Here is an 18,810-nt window from a genome sequence, read left to right as displayed (position 1 = left end):
CTTAGTTCAAAAATCGGATGACATCGCCTGGGTGTGACACTAGGAATAGCAGCACGCCAATTACGCACCCAACCGCCGTCCCGCTGATGCGGATGTATTGAAGATCCGGGCCAATGCTCAATTCAATCTGGCGCGACATGTCTTGTGCGTCCCATTTGCGTACTGTGTCGCTGATGTGACCTGTCAAAAAATCAGCAAACTGAGGAGCTGCATCATTCGCGAGCGATTGCATGTGGTCGTTGATGGATGTACGCAACTCCTCGTCCTCTTCAAGCTTCTGGCCAAGCCATAGACCCATGCGCTCCACCCGCTGCTGCAGTTCTGAGGAGTTGGTCTCCAGGTCATTCGAAAGCCAGTCGCGCAGCGCTGCCCACAGGCTGCGCGCGTACTCCGTCAATTCGGGGTTGTTCTGCACATATGCCTTGATCTCCTCACCCTTGTGGCGAAATTCCTCGTCCGTCTTGAGTTTTGTCACGAGGGTCTTTAGCGCCTGATCAAATGCTTCGCGCAGCTCGTGCGCAGGGCTGTTGGCGACTTCGTCGAGAAAGCGGTTCAGACCAGCACTTGCCGCCTCCGCAGCTTGATCACCAATCCAGTCTGTGGGTAGAAGCAACTGCTTCAATTTGTGCTCCTCCTTCAGCCAGTTGACCACGCGCACTGCTACTTTGCCGCGCAGCTCTGGCTCCCGTAGCTTTTCTGCCAGGTAGTCGAGCGCCGTATCCAATATCTGCTGGTGGCGTCCGCCGTGGGTCAACATTTCCAGCACGGAACCCAGTGCCTGCGAGAAATCCAGTTTTCCCAGCACAGTGCGTGCTGCATCGCCGATAAATGTTTGTATGCGTCGGTCGTCTACTAAATCCAGCCAGCCACTAACAAGATCTGCCGTATGCCGCCCCACTCGCCGAGCATTGGAGGGCTCGGCCAGCCAAGTAGAAAAGCGATGCGCAGGATCACTGCGCTGTATCAGTTCCGTCAGCACCTGAGGGTTGAGAAACTTCTCGCGCACGAAGTCCGCCAGGTTGTCGGCAATACGATCCTTGCTCTGCGGGATGATGGCGGTGTGCGGTATCCGCAAGCCCAGTGGGTGCCGGAACAAAGCCACTACAGCAAACCAGTCAGCAAGCCCGCCAACCATCGCCGCCTCGGCACCCGCCTTAATCAAACGCACGGCGAATGTGGGGGGCATGAATAGAGTGACTATAAAGACAACCATTGCCGACGCCAGGCATCCGAGGGCCAAGTACTGCTTGCGTCGTAACTCGGCTTCTCTATCGATCACTGCTTTCACGTTGTTCATAGTTTTTCGCTATTAAGGTAAAAAATGTCTTTGAGGGTGTTTCGGGTTTGGGCCGGACTGCTACCAAATCGATTCTTTCAGCGCTGAACTGGTCGCACACGTAAAGCCATCTGTGCAATTGCTGCGCGTAAGACATTGGCGGTCACCGTATCAAGCGGTGCATACCCGCAACCCGGACATACACTGAAATACTCTCCTGGCATCAACGCATCGCTCCTGGGGGCGACAGTTTTCGACCACCCGCATGCTGAACACTGGTAAGTCACGGGCGGAGGAGCGATAGGCATGGTGACTTGTCTCTTTGTTTTGTTTGAAGCATCAGCGCACAGGTTTCCCGTTTTCACTCAACGGTCCTTGGACGTTCCATCTGTACACAGCCTTGGTCATAGCCGCCTTCTTTCGGTCAGCAATAGGCTCAAACGGCCCACGAAACCCCACCATAGCCACAGTCACGCCCACCTTCGAATCAAAGGTTGGATAAATGATGTCCGAACAGGTGCCAAATTCCGGCGAAACCCGCAGCACGCCACCCGGGCTGATATTGACGAACCGGAACAGTGCGGGGCAGGCAGTGCCGCCACTGCTTTGCAACAACAGCACGTCGATGGCCCCTAGCTCGTAGTTGGCAACGATGTCCAAGCCGCTATTGCCTTCAATGGCGGGCTTGATGGGCTTGCCTTTGAGCAACAAGGTGTTGTCTTCCTCGCGCACGCTGACCATGCCATGGCGCGTCTTCAGCGTCTTTTCGTAGCCGAACACGACCGGGGCCATGCCGATATTTCGGGCTTGGGTGATTTCGATCCACCCGGCGGGTTGGGTCGCAAATTTCTGGCCCAAGGTGTCACTCAGGGCATCGCTGACGGGGCGGGTGGCTGATTTTTCGATCTTGCAGAGCAGGCCGGGCAGGCAGCTTTGCAAGATCGCCCGGCCCACGGTGGACTGGGTTTTAAAGGCAAAACCGATGAGGTCGCCCGACTCGGGGCTGGCGCTGAAGAGTGCGGAATACGCGGGGCCTTTTTCGAGCACGCCTTGGGTGACTTCGGCGGTGGCGAGGCTGGCAAGGCAGAGGGTGGCAAGAGCAACAGCGGTGGTCTTTTTCATGGTGAGGCGGTCAGTCGCCAAGCGCCGGAGTTTCATAATGTAACCACACAATCTGGGGTTGCTTACGAATGAATGTCAGACGGCTGGCGGGTTGGGTTGAGAACGTTGGGGTGGTGTTGTTGGGCCAGCTTCTCACCACAAGAATGAAAACGGCCCGTCCATGCGCGCGGCCTTCTGCGCGAACTCCGGTTGTTTGAGCGTGAGGTAGCGAATGCCCTCCACCAGTGCCACCAGGGCCGGGATGTACGTCCAGCACAGCACGATGTACACGATGCCCCAGCCCCAAGCGCCCGTGTAGAACTTGTGGATGCCAATGCCGCCCAGCAGCAGCGCCAGCACCCCGGCGGTGACCTTGCTTTTGGGTTCGCTCCGGTTGACGCTGCGCATGGCTTCATCAGGGCCTGGCTGGTTTGACAGGGTTTGAATGGCTCCGCAGTGCGGGCACGACGGTGCAGAGATGTGCAAAGGCTTACCGCAGCCGAAGCAGGGGTTCATGGATGGGTTGTTCATGGTGTTTCCTCACAGGTGGGGTTTCAGGGGCTTTGGACCTCAGGCCAGCAAACCGATTGCGGCGAGCAGGCCGATGCCGCCCAGAACGACCCCGGCAATGGCCATTCCTTTGCCGCGTTTTTGGCGTGCCAGGGAAATGCTTCCGAACACAATGGCGGTCGAAGCAAAAAGGAAGATCCCCAGCACTTGGTCCTTGTCGGGCTCTTTGGGGGCGAGCAGCCCCAGAACGGGGATCAGCCCGCAAATCAGCGCCGGTACCGGGAGCCACAGGGAGCCGTCTGCACTGACCTGCTGGCTGTGGGTGTTGTGTTGGGCCTGCAATGCGCCGCATTGGGGGCAGCTGATGGCGGTTTCGTGAATCTGGTGGCCGCAGCCTCGGCAATAAGACATTGAGATACCTTTGTCTGAAGTGGTTGGTGGATGGAGACGACTTATTTGGGCAAGGCTTCGCCCATCCGGTGCCTGGGCATCGGTTGCAGTAGGAAGGGGGTGTGTGAGAGGCCTGCGCCGCAGTGGCCGCTGAAGGCTGTTAGTCCGTCAGCATTCGGCGCCATAGGCGCCCTTGGCCAGGGCTGGCCGGTGTGATCAGCGACCCGATACTGGGTCGCCTGAGGTGCCGCCTTGTGCTGTTGCCTTGCGCCGCAGTCCGCTGATGTAGGCGCCCAGGCCCGCAGTGGAGACGACACCTGCGACGAACACGATGGCGAAGGCGGCCAGGGTTTCCAGGGGGGAGTTGTTGTTGATCATGGCGAGGGTCTTTCTGAGGGGCTCAAGAAAAGTGGGGTTGTGCGCACTTGGGCCGGGTCAATGCGCATCCAAGTAACCGCGCAACTGCTGCTCCAGCTCAACCTGCAAATGCTCAGGGCTGATGATTCGCACATGGGGCAGCCATGCACGCACCGTGGGCCAAATCTGGTTGGGGTGTGCGATCTGGCCTGACACGATGAGCCCGCCGTCCTCCAGCGCCTTCACAATCTTTTGCCCGCCAATGAGCTTGCGCCGCTCGAAATAGCTGGCCACGTCTTTGTTGATCTTGAGCACCACTTCGGTTTTGACGAAGTTGAGCCAGATGCTGTCTTCCTGCTCCAGCTTTTGGATAACCGAAGGGTCGGGCTCGAAATGGTCGTCGTGGTTCAGCAGCAGGCCCTCTATCTTGGTGAAGGTGTAGGCCTTGAGTTGCCCGGCATCCATGGCGGCCAGGTACCAGATTCCGTCGTGATTCACCAATTGGTAGGGCTGTACGTCGTTCACGTTCTTGGCGCCATCGGCCTTGCGGTAGCGGAACCCCACGGTGCAGCGCTTGGCAATGGCTTCTTTCAGCTGGCTGAACTGCAGTTCCAAGCCGCTCAGGTCTTCGTAGTTGGGGCCTCGGACCAACAAGGCGTTTTGCAGCTTGGTGTTCAGCAAGTCCTGCAAGAGTTCGGTGGACAGGCGCGGGTGCAGCCCATCCAGCCCAGCCAGTTCGGCGAAACGCTCCATGTCATTCATGGACAGCAGACCCAGCCGCGCGGGCTTCACGGTGAAGTAGCCGTCGTTGTTCTCCAGCTCCAGAAACGCCAGCTTCTCGTTCAGATCGCGCTGGATGGTGCGCAGACTGACGGAAAACTCTTCGGCCAGAGCTTCTGGTTCGAGTCTTTTTCCCTCATTGAGCCGACGCAGCATGCTGGTAAGCCGGAAGGCGACGGTTTGGGCGGAGGTTGTTTTGGTGCTCATGTCAGCTGTCGTTCTTTGCTCTTTTGAAAGCGATGGGTGAATCGTAGGGATACGTTTTGCCAAACCATGTCGTTTGCCGGACTGGAAGGGAAAAATGCAGGATTTTTTCGCTCCCACTGCACCGAGCCGTGCTTTCTACAATAGAGGGCTATGCAAGCCCTCCACTACACGCGCGCCGCGCAACTGCCCGACATCCTCGCCCAACGCATCGTCATCCTCGACGGCGCCATGGGCACCATGATCCAGCGCTTCAAGCTGGGCGAGGCGCAGTATCGGGGCGAGGGCTACACGGGCCCGGGCAAAGCGGGCGACCGCTTCAAGGACTTTGCCTACGACGTGAAGGGCAACAACGAGCTGCTCTCGCTCACCCGGCCCGACGTGATCAGCGACATCCACGAGCGCTACCTGGCTGCGGGTGCCGACCTCATCGAGACCAACACCTTCGGCGCGACCACCATCGCCCAGGAGGACTACCACATGGCCAACCTGGCGCGCGAGATGAACCTGCGCTCGGCCGAGCTGGCGCGCGCCGCTTGCGACAAGTACAGCACGCCCGACAAGCCGCGTTTCGTGGCCGGTGCCCTGGGCCCCACGCCCAAGACGGCCAGCATCAGCCCCGACGTGAACGACCCCGGCGCGCGCAATGTGGACTTTGAGGCGCTGCGCGCCGCGTACTACGAGCAAACCGAGGCGCTGGTCGAGGGCGGCAGCGACGTGTTGCTGGTCGAGACCATCTTCGACACTCTGAACGCCAAGGCGGCCTTGTTTGCCATCGACGAGTATTTCGAAAACAGTGGCCAGCGCCTGCCGCTGATCATCAGCGGCACGGTGACCGACGCCTCGGGCCGCATCCTGTCCGGCCAGACCGTGACCGCCTTCTGGCACAGCGTGCGGCATTCGCGCCCGCTGGCCATTGGCCTCAACTGCGCCCTGGGCGCCACGCTGATGCGCCCCTACATCCAGGAGCTGAACCGGGTGGCCGAGGACACCTTCATCAGCTGCTACCCCAACGCCGGGCTGCCCAACCCCATGAGCGACACGGGCTTCGACGAAACGCCCGAGATCACCAGCCGCCTGGTGCACGAGTTCGCGGCCGAGGGGTTGGTGAACATTCTGGGTGGCTGCTGCGGCACCACGCCGGACCACATCGGCGCCATTGCCAAGGCGGTGGAGTCCGTGCCCACCCGCAAGATGTTTTACCCCGCTGAAGCCTGAGAATCTGAACAAAATTGGCCGTCTGCGCGCGACCAGTATACGTTTGTAGCTATTAAATATATAGCAATCAATGCGCCGCCGCCCTGCGGTAGCGCATTGCGGGCTGCCGCAAGCTGCGGCACCCTTGCGCCTTTCCGTTGAAATCTCGTCCGCACCCTTTGCCAGCCCCGGTCTGTTTGCCATGTCCGTTATCGCCACCCTGCCCGACACCCCCCCTGCGGAGGCTGCCGAGAAAGCCGCCGCCCACGCCGCGCTCAAGCTCGAAAAGCGTCTGGTGCGCCAGGTGGCCCAGGCCATCACCGACTTTGGCCTGATTGAAGACGGCGACAAGGTGATGGTGTGCGTGTCCGGCGGCAAGGACAGTTATGGAATGCTCGACGTGCTGCGTATGCTGCAGCAGCGCAACGGCAACAAGTTCGAGCTGATCGCCGTCAACCTCGACCAGAAGCAGCCCGGCTTTCCGGCCCACGTGCTGCCCGACTACCTGGCGAAGGTGGGCGTGCCCTTCCACATCGAGACGCAGGACACCTACAGCGTCGTCAAAGAGCACATCCCCGAAGGGAAGACCATGTGCAGCCTGTGCAGCCGCCTGCGCCGGGGCATTTTGTACCGCGTGGCGGACGAGCTGGGCTGCACCAAAATTGCGCTCGGCCACCACCGCGACGACATGCTGCAGACGTTCTTCTTGAACATGTTCTTTGGCGGCAAGCTCAAGGGCATGCCGCCCAAGGTGCAAAGCGACCGGGGCGACCACCTCATCATCCGCCCGTTGGCCTATGTGGCTGAAGACGATCTGACCCGCTGGGCCGAGATCCGCGCCTTCCCCATCATCCCGTGCACGCTGTGTGGCAGCCAGGAGAACCTGCAGCGCAAGCAGATCGGCCAGATGCTGCGCGACTGGCAGCAGCTGTACCCCGGTCGCATCGAGAACATGGCCGTGGCGCTGCGCAACCTGGTGCCCTCGCACTTCATGGACCCGCGCCAGTTCGACTTCAAGGGCCTGGTGCCCAACGGCGTGGCTGACGCCGATGGCGACAAGGCCTTTGACGCCGAAGAGTTTCCTGCGCAGGCCGTGGGCATGCTTGCGGGCTTGCCGCTGATGCCTGCCACGCCCCGCTGAACCTGACCCCGACGATTTTTAGATTGGGCCACCCCATGACCACCCTCAAAGCCCCCGAACTGCTCCTGCCTGCTGGCTCGCTCGACAAGATGCGCGCCGCCTACGACTTTGGTGCCGACGCGGTGTACGCAGGCCAGCCGCGCTACTCCTTGCGCGCGCGCAACAACGAGTTCCGCCTGGAGCAGATCAAGCAAGGCATTGACGAGGCCCACGCACGCGGCAAGAAGTTCTTCGTGACCAGCAACCTGATTGCGCACAACGACAAGATCCGCACCTACCTGCGCGACATCGAGCCCGTGATCGACTGCAAGCCCGACGCCCTCATCATGGCCGACGCGGGCCTGATCATGATGGTCAAGGAAAAGTGGCCCGAGCAGGTGGTGCACCTCTCGGTGCAGGCCAACACCACCAACTGGGCGGCGGTTAAGTTTTGGCAAAAGATGGGCGTGGAGCGTGTGATCCTGTCGCGCGAACTGAGCCTGGACGAGATCGAAAAAATCCGCCAGGAATGCCCTGACATGGAGCTGGAAGTGTTCGTGCACGGCGCGCTGTGCATTGCGTACTCGGGCCGGTGTTTGCTCAGCGGCTACTTCAACCACCGCGACCCCAACCAGGGCACCTGCACCAACGCCTGCCGCTGGAACTACGCCACGCACGACGCCGACATTGACCCCACCACGGGCGAAGCCATTGCGCAGAAGATGGAAGGCGACTTCAACTTCGAAGCCGCGCAGCAAAAGGCGGAACAATCGTTTGCCTCCACCACCGGCAACGGCGAGCGCCACCCCAAGGCCGACAAGGTCTACCTGATCGAAGAGGCCGGCCGCCCTGGGCAAATGATGCCCATCATGGAAGACGAGCACGGCACGTACATCATGAACAGCAAGGACCTGCGCGCGGTGGAGCACGTGGCGCGCCTGGCGCAGATCGGTGTGGATTCGCTCAAGATCGAAGGCCGCACCAAGAGCCTGTACTACGTGGCCCGCACCGCCCAGGTCTACCGCCGCGCCATCGACGACGCCGTGGCGGGCCGCCCCTTCAACCCCGAGCTGCTCATTGAGCTGGAAGGCCTGTCCAACCGCGGCTACACCGGCGGCCTGCTGGAGCGCCGCCCCAGCAACGACTACCAGAACTACCTCAGCGGCCATTCGGCCACGCAGCGCAGCCAGTTCGTGGGCGAGGTGCTGGGCGCCGAGGGACAGGTGGATGTTGGCTTGCAAGGCGACTGGGTGCAGGTCGAAACCAAGAACCACTTCGCCGTGGGCGACCTGCTCGAAGTGGTGCACCCTAGCGGCAACACCCAAGTGCGCCTGCAAGCAATGCGCAACGTGGAAGGCCAGCCCGTGCAGGTCGCCCAGGGCAACCCCGTGCGCGTGTGGATTCCGCTGCCCGCACGCTACAGCGGCGCGCTGCTGGCCCGGGTGGTGGAGGCCCAGGCGGGCGATGCGAAGGCAGAGCCTGCACTGACCGCGTGAACCAACGCGCCGCTGCGCGTCTGGGTCAACCCCGCAGGGAGAGCACGTGCTCGATGAATGCGTGGCAAGAATGGGCCGGGTTGGCGAACACCTCCGCTTTGACCAGCACACCAAGAGGCCCCACACCCTGGGGTCTCCACGATAGAACGGCCAGATCCCTGCGCCGCACCAACGGCCGCACAAGGCTCGCAGGCACGCAGACCAACATGTCGCTGTCCGCCAGCATCGCGTAGATGATTTCCGTCGAGCGACTCGATACGCGGCACAGTTCCGGCACCCCACCCAAATCGTCGAACAGGCTATCCACCTGTTGAGGGCCCAACCCTGTGAGCGGCGGTGCCAGCCAGCGTTGTGACAGCAGATCTGCGCCCGTGACGGATGTCTGTTGAGCCAGCGGGTGCGTGGGACGGCAGGCAACGACGAATTCATCCTGGAGTGCGGCATGGAACTCGAACCCCTGCGGCAGCGGGGTTGGTTCGCGGCAGATCGCCAAGTCCAGGGTTCCTTCCTGGATGCTCTCCAGCAGGTTGTCGATGGTGACTTCGTGGACATCGATGGCGGCGCTCGGGTGCAAGGCGCAGTAGGCCGGAATGGCGGCGGTCAGCAACCCATTGATGCCCGCCGCAATGCTTCCGATGCGGATCAGCGCGGAAGCGGCGCCTTGCTGCATCAATGCTGCATTGCCAGCAGCTGCCTGCAGAGGCACCAGCGAAGCGCGCAGCAGCGGCAACACCACATCCCCCAGACTGGTCAACCGCATGCCCTTGGAGTGTCTCTCGAACAGGGGGCCGCCCAGAGAGCTTTCCAGCTCGACCAGCGCGTGGGTCGCTGCGGGCTGGCTCATGCCAATGGAAGAGGCCGCGCGGTGCAGGCTTTGCAGGTCGGCAATCGCAATGGCCAGCTGCAGGTGCTTGAGGCGCACGCGCCCCAGGATGCGGTTGAACAGGACCGAGGGCGTCAAGTCTGGCATGGGCTATTCGAAAAATGGATTCAATTGAAAAAGAAGCATTGGCCTTGCTTGGATCGTTGTGGAACGATTCCGGGGCCAGTGGGGTGCAAACCCATGCTGGGTTCATTCAATTAACGAATCTTATTCCCGCGCCAGCCCGCCGCTGGCTGAGCGGTATCTCAGGAGACAAAACCCCATGCCATCGCCTCAGCGCCACCCTGCGCGCACGATCACCTTGCGCCCCACCCGCTTCCTGCTCGCCCCGGTCGTGGGTGCCATCCTGGCCATGGGCCAGGCGCAAGCCGCCGACACGCTCGACACCGCCTGCAAAACCACCGCCGAGTGCCAGGCGCAGGTCGCCAAGATCCAGGGCGTGGTCAAAGGGGATGCCACCAGCGCCTTGGCCAAGTCGCAAGACACGTTCTACTGGTTCGGTCGCATCAACATGGCATCGACCGTGGTGAATGTCGAGCAGGGCATCATCCCCAAGGCCCAGGCCGGCCGCATCGCGCGCGGTGTCGAGCTGTCGATCACCCAGGCCACCACGCCCGGTGGCAAGCGCCCCACCGATGTGCTGCAGGTCGAGAAGATCATCACCGACGCTGTGGGCCCCGAGGCCACGCTCATCCACACCGGGCGCAGCCGCCAGGACATCCATTCCACCTTGAATGCGGCGCAGTTGCGTCTGGAGATGCTGGACTTTGCCGATGCGCTGGACCAGGTGCGCGCACGGCTCATCAACACGGCGCAGGCACACACCGCCACCTATGTGCCCGCGTACACCAATGGCGTGCAGGCCATGCCCATCAGCTACGGGCACTACCTGATGGCCTGGGCCGACTCGTTCGCGCGCGACTCGGCGCGCGTTCGCGAGGCCTATGCCCGCATCAACCTCAGCCCCATGGGCACGGCGGTGCTGTCCAACTCCAGCTGGGGGATCAACCGGGAGCGCCTGGCGCAGTTGCTGGGGTTCGACGGGCTCATCGTGAACTCACTGGATGCCGGGCAGATAAGCACCTATGACATCCCCATCGAGGCCACGTCCATCGCCAGTTCCACGGCCATCCGCGTGGGCGCCTTCATGCAGGATGTGCACACGCAGTACCACCAGACCCGGCCGTGGTTGTTGTTGGCCAGTGGCAAGACCTACACCAGCAGCGCCATGCCCCAGAAGGCCAACCCCGGCATCATCCAGAACACGCGGGCCAAGGCCAGCGACGTGGTGGCCTCGGCCCAGGCATCGCTGTGGCGGGCGCATAACGTCACGCCCGGCATGATCGACTACAAGAACACCTGGAGCCCGGCCAGCGCCAAGACCTTTGTGCAGGGCACGGAGATGCTGCAGCAGTTTGCCGATGTGCTGGACTCATTGCGCATCGACCCCGCGCGTGCGCTGGACGAACTCGAATCCGAGTGGACCACCTCGATGGAACTGGCTGAAGCGCTGCAGCGCAGCCATGGCGTGCCGTTCCGCGTGGGGCACCACTTTGCGTCGGACGTGGTGGTGTTTGCCAAAGAGCGCAGCATTCGCCCCAAGGATTTTCCGTACGCGGAAGCCGTGCGCATCTACCGCGAAGCGGGCAAGAAGTACGACCTTAAGGACCAGCGCCTGCCGCTGGGTGAAGCCGCATTTCGCCGCGCTTTGTCTCCCGCAGACATGGTGACGACCCGCACCGGCACGGGCGGGCCGCAGCCGCAGGAGGTCACGCGCATGGCGACTGTTGCCAAGGACACTCTGGCCAAAGACCGCGTGTGGTCGGGCGAGGCGCGGCAGCGGCTGCTGGCGGCAGAGGCTGCCTTGAACGCGGCTTTTGAGGGTGTGAAGTCGTTGCCTTGAGTGTGGGTTCGCGGGCTGTGCGCTTCAGGCGGGCCGAAGGGCTCGACCGGAGTGGGTCTCTCGGGCGCGCGATACTCACGCCCATCGCGAAGGGAGTCAACACACGTGAGCACGACATCGAAAGCCCGGCGACGCTTCCGAGTTCCCGCCGCGTTCATGGTCGCCATAGCGGCTGCGTCGGTTGCTGCGCTGGCGGGCCTCAGCGCGTGGGCCCAGGCCCCGGCCGTCGCGCCTGCCAAGCAGCGCTACGTGCAGGGCTCCTGGGTCAACCTGCGCGAGTCGGCCCAGTCGCAGGCGCGCGTGGTGGCCCAGGTGCCTGCCAACACCGTGCTGCAACAGCTCACCGAGCGCGACGGCTGGTGCGCCGTGCTGTATGCGGGCGATGCGCGCCTGGGCCCGCCGCTGGCCGAACCCCTGCAAGCCCATGTGGCCTGCAACCTGCTGGCCGACCAGCCCCTCACCCTGGCCCAGGCGGGCAAGGACGCCGCCCGCGCATTCTGGGTCGCGCCATCGCCCAACCGCATGCGCGCCTACGGCAACGCCCTGCCGCGCCCGCCCGCACTGCAGTTGCCCGCGCTGGCCAAGAGCCACGCGCATGACATGCCGGTGTTGTACCCCCAGCGCCCCGAATGGGAGGCCGCCAAAAAGCTCATGCGTACCGGTGTGTTGCTGCGGGCCGAGCAAGAGATCGACCGGGGCCACCCCGTCAACCCGCTGGACGATGTGAAGCTGGCCACCCGCGCCGTAGACCACATCCCCGCCGTGGCCCCTTTGGCCGCCAAGCCGACCTTGCCAGCGATTGCCCCGTCGTACTTTCGCTCCCACACCAGCGTGGCCCTGCTGCACGAGACCGATGCCGACGGCCTGGCCGCTGTGGCGGGAACCCGCATCAGCGTCATCCCCACGGGCGTGCCGGTGGGCCGGTTCAACCGCCACAGCGGGCCGGAGATCGAATACATCACCGGCTTCTGGGACGTGGGCACTGCCGACCAGGCCTTTGCCCCTGCGCTGACCCTCTATGCCATCACCCACCAGGGCCTGGTGGGCGCCCACACCGTGCGCCAGCGCTATTGGGACATCAGCAACGAAGACCATTACTGCGGCGGCCACTACCCCGGCCGGGGGTTCAACGACCCCGGCGAGGAAGCCCAGCCCGTGCGCGGCTACGCCCGGCTGCCGGAAAGCGCCGAGGTGCTGGCTCGCCTGGTGGTGCTCGGCAAGCTGCCGCCCGACGCGGTGAAGGTGCGGTCCAAGCGCTACGCCACCAGCTGGATGCAGCCCGCCGACCCGCCCATCCGCGACAAGCCCACGCGCAAGCACACCGCCGTGACGGTGCACGAGATCGACCTGGACCGCGATGGCGTGGCGGACATCCTGCGCATCGACACCCCTTCGCCGGGCGGCATGAGCTTCGAGCCCATCTTTGAATGGCGCTGGTATCTCAACATCAGCGGCCAGTGGTTCCGGGCCGGGCATTGGGTGGACCAGGAGTGCACCTGAGCGGTCTGTGAGGCCCCCGCCCCCGGCGGTTTTGGGTAGCATGGTTTCCGACACTGCCCATGGGTCTGCCGCCAGCGCCTGGCGTGCCACCCGATCCCACGAAAGGCCTGCCCATGTCCGTCGAGTCCCATCCCCCCTGCGTGCGGGAGTTGCGCCAGGTCCTATTGTGGCCGCTGCGCCTGATGCCGGTGCGGGGCTCCGAGGGGCGGCACGCCAAGCCCTGGGAGCTGCTGGCGGACATGGGCGAGGCCTCGCCCTGGCGCGAGGTGGTGGATGAGTTCACGGGCGACAGCCAGCGGTTTCACGAGCGGCATTACAACGAGTTCGTGACCTTTTTGCCCTATGTGCAGCGTTTTCTGTACGGCGAGGGACGCAGCCAGAAAGGCGGCAGTGCCACGGGCTCGCCCATGCGGGTGTTCCGGCGCAGCGATGTCAGCGCCGTGCGGGCGGTGCTGCACCCCGGCGCGGCGCCGATCACGCTCGACATCGTCCATGTGGACCTGTACTTTTTTCTCGACCTGGACCTGGTGCTGCTCAATGTCGAGGTCAGCGCCCGCGACCTGGCGCTGCCCCAGGCGCAGGAGCTGCTGTACCGCTTTGGCCGGGGCTACCCCGCCGGCTGGGACGCGGACGGCCACGCCCAGCACTGCCTGTTCAGCGCCGAGTGGCTGGACCCCGCCGGGCAGGTGCTGGCCCAGTCCGACGCCAACCAGCGCGACCTGTTCATGGCCCATGTCAGCAGCCACCGCGCGCCGCGCATCGCGGCCCACTGGGCCTGGCTGCTGGAGCCGCTGGTGAGCGACCATTCGGAGCGCAGCGGCCCTCTGCGCTACCGGCAGATCGAGTACTACCGCATGCCGCAGCTGGCGTTTCTGGCGCTGGACGACCCGCGCGCCTTGAGCCGCAGCGACTTCGTGCGTCTCGGGCTGGTGACCGGCGCGGCCCGGCCGGGCGACGACCCTTGTCTGCCCTATGCCGAAGAGCACCTGGCCGACTTTGAACAACGGTTCTGCTACGACCGCTTCTGGAGCAGCAGCGGCGCCGCCCCGCACACGCGGTATCTGTGCAGCGGCCATTCGCTGCTGGTGCTGGGCGATGCCAACAGCCCGTTCTTTGTCTGCCGCGACCGGGGCGTGCTCGCGCAGTTCCGGCACCAGCATTTTTTGCTGTTTCTGATTGCGCATTTCCAGAAAGCGGCGCTGCTGATGTTCTCGGACCGGCTGGCCGAGGCCCTGAAAAACCTGGACATTGCCGACGCGGCCAGCGTGCGCCGCTTCAAGCGCACCATCCGCGACAGCTTTGCGAGTTTTCTGCGCTTCACGCACCGGTACTGGTTCCACGAGGTGTCCGAACAGGCCCAGGTGCGCGCGCTGTTCCGCATGTGCTCCAACCACCTCGGGCTGGACCCGCTCTACACCGAGGTCAAGGAGCGCATCGGCGAAATGAACCAGTACCTGGACGCCGACAGCCTGCGCCGCTAGGCCAACACCGTGGTGCGGCTGACGGTGGTGACCATTTTTGGCCTGATCGGCACCGTGACCACGGGCTTCCTGGGCATGAACCTGCTGGCCGAGGCCGATGCGCCGGTGGGGCAGAAGCTGGGCATCTTTGCGCTGGTGTTTGTGTTCACCACCGCGCTCACGGTCTACACCATGGTCAAGTCCAAGCGCCTGTCGGACTTTCTGGACGTGCTCTCGGACGAACGCGCCAGCGCCTGGCAAAAAATCAGGGCGCTGGGGCTGGTGTGGCGGCGCACGGGGGAGTGATACGGCTTCGCCTTCAACCGCATCACGTCGTTGGTTCGCCTTGCCGTGCTTCAGCACTGTCTGCGGCTTCCCGCCTAGGCCTAGTTGTACGGTCGAATGCAGATCCGTATGAGGGGCCCGCGCTTCACCGCGCCCCTGGCTGCCGCAGCAGCACCGCCAGCACCAGCGCCTCGGCCACCACCTCCAGCGCCTCTTCCAGCGTTGCCAGCCACTGCGGCAGCGCTGGCAGCCAGGGCCTGTGGAGCTGCAGCGCGGGCCACTGGTCCACGGCAATCGCCGCCAGACCCACGGCAAACCCGGCCCACAGCAGGCAGCGGGTGCTGCGGTGGCCCAGGGCGCGGTGCAGCCACGCCAGCATGGCCCCGCCCACCACGGCCACTGCCAGCATCGGCGCCTCGCGCACGGCGGCCCAGCGGCAGGCATCCGTCCATTCGTGGCAGCGGAACTTCCACAGCTCGTGCAGCATGAACTGCTCGTCCACCGCCAGCACCGCAAACGCCAGCGCCAGGCACACGCCCAGCCGCCAGGGCAGGCAGCGCTCGGCCGTGAGGCGCAGCGCAGTGGTGCACAGCGCCAGCAGCAAGGCGCTGGAGAGCCAGGCTGCGGGCGAATGGTCCGAGCGGAAGGCGCGCTCCCAGCCCGGCGCGAACAACCAGGCGGCCAGCAGCAGATAGCCCAGCACCGCACACAGCAGGGCGCTGGCCACCCAGCGGTGGGGCGGGGGCAGGGCGCTGCGGGAAGGGGCGGGAACAGGTTCTGAGGGCATGGCGGGCTGGGCGGGCGTGAGGGGTGTCCGGATTTTGAGTCGAAAACGGCCTCTGCGCGCGATGGTATTGCCTTATAAGCTATAAAAATGATAGTAATTGCAGTGCATGTGCGGTGTACGTGCTGCGCATCCTGCGGGACTGGTCATGCGCAGGGAATGGCGACAGAATCCGGCATCCCCCCGCTTGCCCTGTATGGCCCTCCCCATCGACCCTTCGCGCAGCGCCTTGCCCCCCGTGGCCCAGTTCCTGGCCGAGGCCGCGCTGCAGCGGCAGACGGCGCTGCTGGGGCTGGACAAGAAGCCCGGCGTGGCCCCCGCGCCGCTGCCACCGGCCGATGCCAGCGCCCCGCCGCCTACGGCCACATCGCCCAGCCCGGCAGCCGGGCCGCTGCCTGCACCCGCCGACAAGGCCAGCATCTCGCTCCAGGCGCGCGAGCAGCTGGGGGCCGGTTTTGAGCCCCGGCGCGAAGCGGCGGGCCCCGGTGCGGGTGCTGTGGCGGCTGCGCCGGGCACGCGGCCGGGGCTGGCTGCGCGCGGGCCCCTGCCACCCCCGCCGCTGCCCGTGGGGGCGCCCGCCCCCGCAGCGGGTGCGGCCCCCGTGCGGGGCGCAGACTGGCCCGCCACCGGCCTGGGTGCGCCCCAGATGGGCATGGTGCGTGCGCTGGTGGAGCAGCTCACGGCAGGCAGTGGCGCCCCGCAGCGGGTGGTGGCCGCGCAACCCTGGCCCGTGGGGCTGGCGCAGGCCCTGGAGCGTGGCGGGCTGGACGCAGACGCACCGCCGCTGCAGACCTGGCTGGTGCGCCAGGGTGCGGTGATGACCCCCGAAGGCCCGCGCAGCTTTGCGCTGACCCTGCGCGTGCCGGTGCCCTGGGTTGCATCGCAGCAACCTGCGCCCGCGTCACCCGTGGCTGCGGGCCCCTCGGCGGCCATGCCGCTGCAGGTGCCGTTTGCAGGCCCCGCGCAGGCGCTGCAGTCGGGCGTGCTGGCCCTGGTGCTGCAAGGGGCCGACGCCGCTGCGCCGCGCACCAGCGCGCTGCTGGTGCTGGACTTTCAGCCCCAGCTGGCGGCCACCGTGTATGGCCGCGACATGCTGCAGCAGGCCACGGGCCGCCTCGACCCGTGGACGCAGATGGCCGTGCTGCAGGCCAGCGGCCAGGTGCCCCGCGAGGAAGACCGCGCGCGCAACGGCGCATCGGGCCTGTGCGAGACGGTGGGTTGCCCTTATGCGGCGCGGGCGGCCTGTGTGCAGCCGTTCTGCCTGGCGATGCGGGGCGTGCTGCCGCCCGAGCCGGTGGGGCCGGTGCCTGGTGCTTGATGGGCGGGACCGCGATATTGATGTCGGGGGGGCCGCCGCGCACCCGTCTTTGCGCAGGGCCATTTGCAGCCAGTGGCCCGTGCGAGTTCAAATCCTGCAACCCTGTCTGTCTTGTGAATCAAACGGAGAATCGGATCCATGCCCCCGCTTCCTCTCTCCCCGTCCAACCCCTCCTTCCCCGCCAATTTTGTGCCGCTGGGTGGCACGCCCCGTGACTGCGATGACTGCGGCAAGGCCGTGGGCCTGGGCTTTCAGTTTGACTACGCCTACCAGCCCATCGTGGACGTAGGGCGCCGCGTGGTCTTTGCGCATGAAGCGCTGGTGCGGGGCCCCAACGGCGAGGGTGCTGCGACCGTGCTGTCGCAGGTCAACGACCACAACCGCTACCGCTTCGACCAGGCCTGCCGGGTCAAGGCCATCAAGGGCGCGGCCGAGCTGGGGCTGACGCAGCCGGTGTCGATCAACTTCCTGCCCAACGCGATCTACAAGCCCGAGGTGTGCATCCGCACCACGCTGGAGGCCGCCCGGGCGCATGGGTTTCCGCTGTCTCAGATCATCTTCGAGGTGACCGAAGGCGAGCGCATCGAGGACGGCCCCTGGTTTGCCCAGATCCTGCGCGAATAAAAACGCTGCGGGTTCCAGACCGCCATTGACGACTTTGGCGCCGGTTTTGCGGGCTTGAAGCTGCTGTCGGATTTTCAGCCCGACATCATCAAGATCGACATGGACCTGATCCGCAACGTCGATACCAACCGCGCGCGCCAGGCCATCGTGCGCAACCTGGTGCGCCTGTGCGAAGACATGGGCATCCAGGTCGTGGCCGAGGGCATCGAGACACCCGCAGAGCGTGATTTCCTGTTCGACGCGGGCATCCGTCTGATGCAGGGCTATCTGTTTGCCAAACCGGCTTTTCGCGCAGCGGCCACGGTGGACGCTGCGGCGTTCGACGTCCGGCCCCGCTGAGCGTCTGCGAACAGGTCCTGAGAGCGGCTAACAAAACTCAGCGAAGCGGTTCTGGCTAGGCGCTGCGTCGCAGGCAGTACGAGCAGTACGACAAGACGCGGCAACGACGCCAGAAGAGTTTTGTTAGCCGCTCTACGCCGCCACCACGCGGTTGCGCCCGGATTTCTTGGCGGTGTACAGCGCGGCGTCTGCTCGCGCAAACAGGCTGCTGGCGGTCTCGGCATGGCGCAAGCTGGCGGCGCCAATGCTGATGGTGGTGGGCTGGCTCAGCCAGCTTGCCTGGGCCACTGCGGCGCGCATGCGCTGGGCGACCTCGTGGGCGCCCTGCGCGCCGGTGTGGGGCAGGATCACGGCAAATTCTTCACCGCCCACCCGCGCCACGATGTCGATGATCCGCACGCAGCCACTGAGCACCTGGGCGATGGAGCGCAGCACCTTGTCCCCGGCATCGTGGCCGAAGCTGTCATTGATCTGCTTGAAATGGTCCACGTCCAGCACCAGCAGGCTCAGGGGCGATCGCGTGCGTTCGACGGAGGCGATTTCCAGCCCCAGGCTGTCATCAAAGGCGCGCCGGTTGCGCAAACCGGTGAGCGGGTCGGTCCGGGCCAGCTCGTGGAGCGCCTGGTTCAGCTCGTCCACCTTGTGCAGTTGCTGCACCAGCTGCTGGTTGAGCGCCTCGGCGTCGTGCAATGCGCGGCGCAGCCGGATCTCGCGCATGGCCGAATGGGCCAGCTCCTGCAAGATTTCGATGTCCTGCTCGGTCCACTGCTTGGCCTTGAAATCCACCGCGCAAAAGCTGCCCAACACCTGCCCGGCCTCGGTTTTCAGGGGGATGCCCGCATAGGCCCGCACCCCCAGGGACGCCACGGTGGGCACGTCGCGGAACACTGGCAGCTGCGTGGCGTCTTCCAGCACCAGGGGCCCGTCGGACACCAGGGAATAGTGGCAGAAGGTTCGCCCGGTGAGTTGCCGCAGGGTGCTCAATGGCGCGTCCATGCCGAACGTGCTTTTGTAGAAGTCGCGGTGCGCATCCAGCAACGAGACGAAGGCGACGGGCGCCCCGGTGATCTTGGCGGCCAGCCGGGTCAGCCGGTCAAAGCTCTCTTCCGCAATGCTGTCCAGCAAACCGGTGTCCTGCACCGCTGCCAGCCGCTGGGGATCGATGAGCGCCGCCTGGATGTGGGCGTCGTTGGCGGGTGGGGGCGGCGGCCATTGCGTCATGGGTGTGGTGCAGGGAACCGGGTTGGGTTGTGAGTCCGCTGAAAGGTACACGATCCCCGCAG

General features: G+C 64.7%; 15 protein-coding genes and 2 pseudogenes. 8 read left to right on the top strand and 9 right to left on the bottom strand.

Annotation, left to right across the window (positions count from 1 at the left end):
• Position 1 precedes the first annotated feature (1 nt).
• The 6 genes from A1D30_RS24145 to A1D30_RS24125 form a co-directional block, all read right to left on the bottom strand.
• The gene (locus tag A1D30_RS24145; RefSeq protein ID WP_063463272.1) at positions 2-1,297 is read right to left on the bottom strand and encodes a DUF445 domain-containing protein; all 1,296 of its coding nucleotides are present in this window, start codon (positions 1,295-1,297) and stop codon (positions 2-4) included.
• Positions 1,298-1,615: 318 nt separating this feature from the next.
• A complete protein-coding gene (locus tag A1D30_RS24140; RefSeq protein ID WP_063463271.1) occupies positions 1,616-2,398 on the bottom strand; it encodes a hypothetical protein in 783 nt (260 codons plus the stop codon).
• A 132-nt stretch (positions 2,399-2,530) separates the two neighbouring features.
• Positions 2,531-2,908: a TM2 domain-containing protein gene (locus tag A1D30_RS24135; protein ID WP_082836610.1), complete on the bottom strand. Its 378-nt coding sequence runs from the start codon at positions 2,906-2,908 to the stop codon at positions 2,531-2,533.
• A 39-nt stretch (positions 2,909-2,947) separates the two neighbouring features.
• The gene (locus A1D30_RS24130) at positions 2,948-3,298 is read right to left on the bottom strand and encodes a DUF4190 domain-containing protein (protein ID WP_082836609.1); all 351 of its coding nucleotides are present in this window, start codon (positions 3,296-3,298) and stop codon (positions 2,948-2,950) included.
• Positions 3,299-3,493: 195 nt separating this feature from the next.
• A complete protein-coding gene (locus A1D30_RS26165) occupies positions 3,494-3,655 on the bottom strand; it encodes a hypothetical protein (protein ID WP_199866046.1) in 162 nt (53 codons plus the stop codon).
• 57 nt (positions 3,656-3,712) lie between these two features.
• The gene (locus tag A1D30_RS24125) at positions 3,713-4,621 is read right to left on the bottom strand and encodes a WYL domain-containing protein (protein ID WP_063463268.1); all 909 of its coding nucleotides are present in this window, start codon (positions 4,619-4,621) and stop codon (positions 3,713-3,715) included.
• Positions 4,622-4,771: 150 nt separating this feature from the next.
• Between A1D30_RS24125 and A1D30_RS24120 the strand changes: the two genes are divergently transcribed.
• The 3 genes from A1D30_RS24120 to yegQ all read left to right on the top strand — a co-directional run bounded on the left by A1D30_RS24120 (position 4,772) and on the right by yegQ (position 8,431).
• A complete protein-coding gene (locus A1D30_RS24120) occupies positions 4,772-5,836 on the top strand; it encodes a homocysteine S-methyltransferase family protein (RefSeq protein WP_063463267.1) in 1,065 nt (354 codons plus the stop codon).
• A 181-nt stretch (positions 5,837-6,017) separates the two neighbouring features.
• Positions 6,018-6,956, top strand: a complete 939-nt coding sequence (gene ttcA / locus A1D30_RS24115; RefSeq protein WP_063463286.1) for a tRNA 2-thiocytidine(32) synthetase TtcA — start codon at positions 6,018-6,020, stop codon at positions 6,954-6,956.
• A gap of 35 nt (positions 6,957-6,991) precedes the next feature.
• The gene (gene yegQ, locus A1D30_RS24110; protein WP_063463266.1) at positions 6,992-8,431 is read left to right on the top strand and encodes a tRNA 5-hydroxyuridine modification protein YegQ; all 1,440 of its coding nucleotides are present in this window, start codon (positions 6,992-6,994) and stop codon (positions 8,429-8,431) included.
• A 25-nt stretch (positions 8,432-8,456) separates the two neighbouring features.
• Here the strand turns inward: yegQ and A1D30_RS24105 are convergent, their stop codons facing one another.
• Complete coding sequence (locus tag A1D30_RS24105) at positions 8,457-9,353, bottom strand: LysR family transcriptional regulator (RefSeq protein WP_242422026.1); 897 nt, start codon at positions 9,351-9,353, stop codon at positions 8,457-8,459.
• Between the two features lie 223 nt (positions 9,354-9,576).
• Between A1D30_RS24105 and A1D30_RS24100 the strand changes: the two genes are divergently transcribed.
• The 3 genes and pseudogenes from A1D30_RS24100 to A1D30_RS24090 all read left to right on the top strand — a co-directional run bounded on the left by A1D30_RS24100 (position 9,577) and on the right by A1D30_RS24090 (position 14,483).
• A complete protein-coding gene (locus A1D30_RS24100; protein WP_063463264.1) occupies positions 9,577-11,217 on the top strand; it encodes an argininosuccinate lyase in 1,641 nt (546 codons plus the stop codon).
• 105 nt (positions 11,218-11,322) lie between these two features.
• On the top strand, positions 11,323-12,717 hold the full coding sequence (locus tag A1D30_RS24095) for an SH3 domain-containing protein (protein ID WP_242422025.1): 1,395 nt from the start codon (positions 11,323-11,325) through the stop codon (positions 12,715-12,717).
• Positions 12,718-12,830: 113 nt separating this feature from the next.
• A pseudogene (locus A1D30_RS24090) lies at positions 12,831-14,483 on the top strand (hypothetical protein).
• Positions 14,484-14,607: 124 nt separating this feature from the next.
• Here A1D30_RS24090 and A1D30_RS24085 read toward each other — a convergent pair.
• On the bottom strand, positions 14,608-15,249 hold the full coding sequence (locus A1D30_RS24085) for a hypothetical protein (protein ID WP_063463262.1): 642 nt from the start codon (positions 15,247-15,249) through the stop codon (positions 14,608-14,610).
• 193 nt (positions 15,250-15,442) lie between these two features.
• On the opposite strand from A1D30_RS24085, the gene A1D30_RS24080 reads away from it, so the two are divergent.
• Together A1D30_RS24080 and A1D30_RS24075 are read left to right on the top strand one after the other, a co-directional pair.
• Positions 15,443-16,564 (top strand): hypothetical protein, encoded by a 1,122-nt coding sequence (locus A1D30_RS24080; RefSeq protein ID WP_063463261.1) that lies wholly within the window; start codon positions 15,443-15,445, stop codon positions 16,562-16,564.
• A gap of 138 nt (positions 16,565-16,702) precedes the next feature.
• Positions 16,703-17,527 (top strand): annotated as a pseudogene (locus tag A1D30_RS24075) (EAL domain-containing protein).
• Between the two features lie 132 nt (positions 17,528-17,659).
• On the opposite strand, the gene A1D30_RS24070 reads toward A1D30_RS24075, so the two are convergent.
• Complete coding sequence (locus tag A1D30_RS24070) at positions 17,660-18,748, bottom strand: sensor domain-containing diguanylate cyclase (protein WP_063463260.1); 1,089 nt, start codon at positions 18,746-18,748, stop codon at positions 17,660-17,662.
• Positions 18,749-18,810 lie beyond the last annotated feature (62 nt).

Source organism: Acidovorax sp. GW101-3H11 (genome assembly GCF_001633105.1).
Lineage (GTDB): Bacteria > Pseudomonadota > Gammaproteobacteria > Burkholderiales > Burkholderiaceae_C > Acidovorax.
Note: the sequence above shows the minus strand (reverse complement) of the source record. Positions and strands in the feature narration are given on the sequence as shown.

What these genes read in the sequence shown, in the direction of transcription:
- A1D30_RS24100 (WP_063463264.1), top strand. Translation starts at nt 9,577, where the DNA reads ATGCCATCGCCTCAGCGCCACCCTGCGCGCACGATCACCTTGCGCCCC.
- A1D30_RS26165 (WP_199866046.1), bottom strand. Translation starts at nt 3,655, where the DNA reads ATGATCAACAACAACTCCCCCCTGGAAACCCTGGCCGCCTTCGCCATC.
- A1D30_RS24120 (WP_063463267.1), top strand. Translation starts at nt 4,772, where the DNA reads ATGCAAGCCCTCCACTACACGCGCGCCGCGCAACTGCCCGACATCCTC.
- A1D30_RS24135 (WP_082836610.1), bottom strand. Translation starts at nt 2,908, where the DNA reads ATGAACAACCCATCCATGAACCCCTGCTTCGGCTGCGGTAAGCCTTTG.
- A1D30_RS24070 (WP_063463260.1), bottom strand. Translation starts at nt 18,748, where the DNA reads ATGACGCAATGGCCGCCGCCCCCACCCGCCAACGACGCCCACATCCAG.
- A1D30_RS24130 (WP_082836609.1), bottom strand. Translation starts at nt 3,298, where the DNA reads ATGTCTTATTGCCGAGGCTGCGGCCACCAGATTCACGAAACCGCCATC.
- yegQ (WP_063463266.1), top strand. Translation starts at nt 6,992, where the DNA reads ATGACCACCCTCAAAGCCCCCGAACTGCTCCTGCCTGCTGGCTCGCTC.
- A1D30_RS24085 (WP_063463262.1), bottom strand. Translation starts at nt 15,249, where the DNA reads ATGCCCTCAGAACCTGTTCCCGCCCCTTCCCGCAGCGCCCTGCCCCCG.
- A1D30_RS24080 (WP_063463261.1), top strand. Translation starts at nt 15,443, where the DNA reads ATGGCCCTCCCCATCGACCCTTCGCGCAGCGCCTTGCCCCCCGTGGCC.
- A1D30_RS24145 (WP_063463272.1), bottom strand. Translation starts at nt 1,297, where the DNA reads ATGAACAACGTGAAAGCAGTGATCGATAGAGAAGCCGAGTTACGACGC.
- A1D30_RS24125 (WP_063463268.1), bottom strand. Translation starts at nt 4,621, where the DNA reads ATGAGCACCAAAACAACCTCCGCCCAAACCGTCGCCTTCCGGCTTACC.
- ttcA (WP_063463286.1), top strand. Translation starts at nt 6,018, where the DNA reads ATGTCCGTTATCGCCACCCTGCCCGACACCCCCCCTGCGGAGGCTGCC.
- A1D30_RS24140 (WP_063463271.1), bottom strand. Translation starts at nt 2,398, where the DNA reads ATGAAAAAGACCACCGCTGTTGCTCTTGCCACCCTCTGCCTTGCCAGC.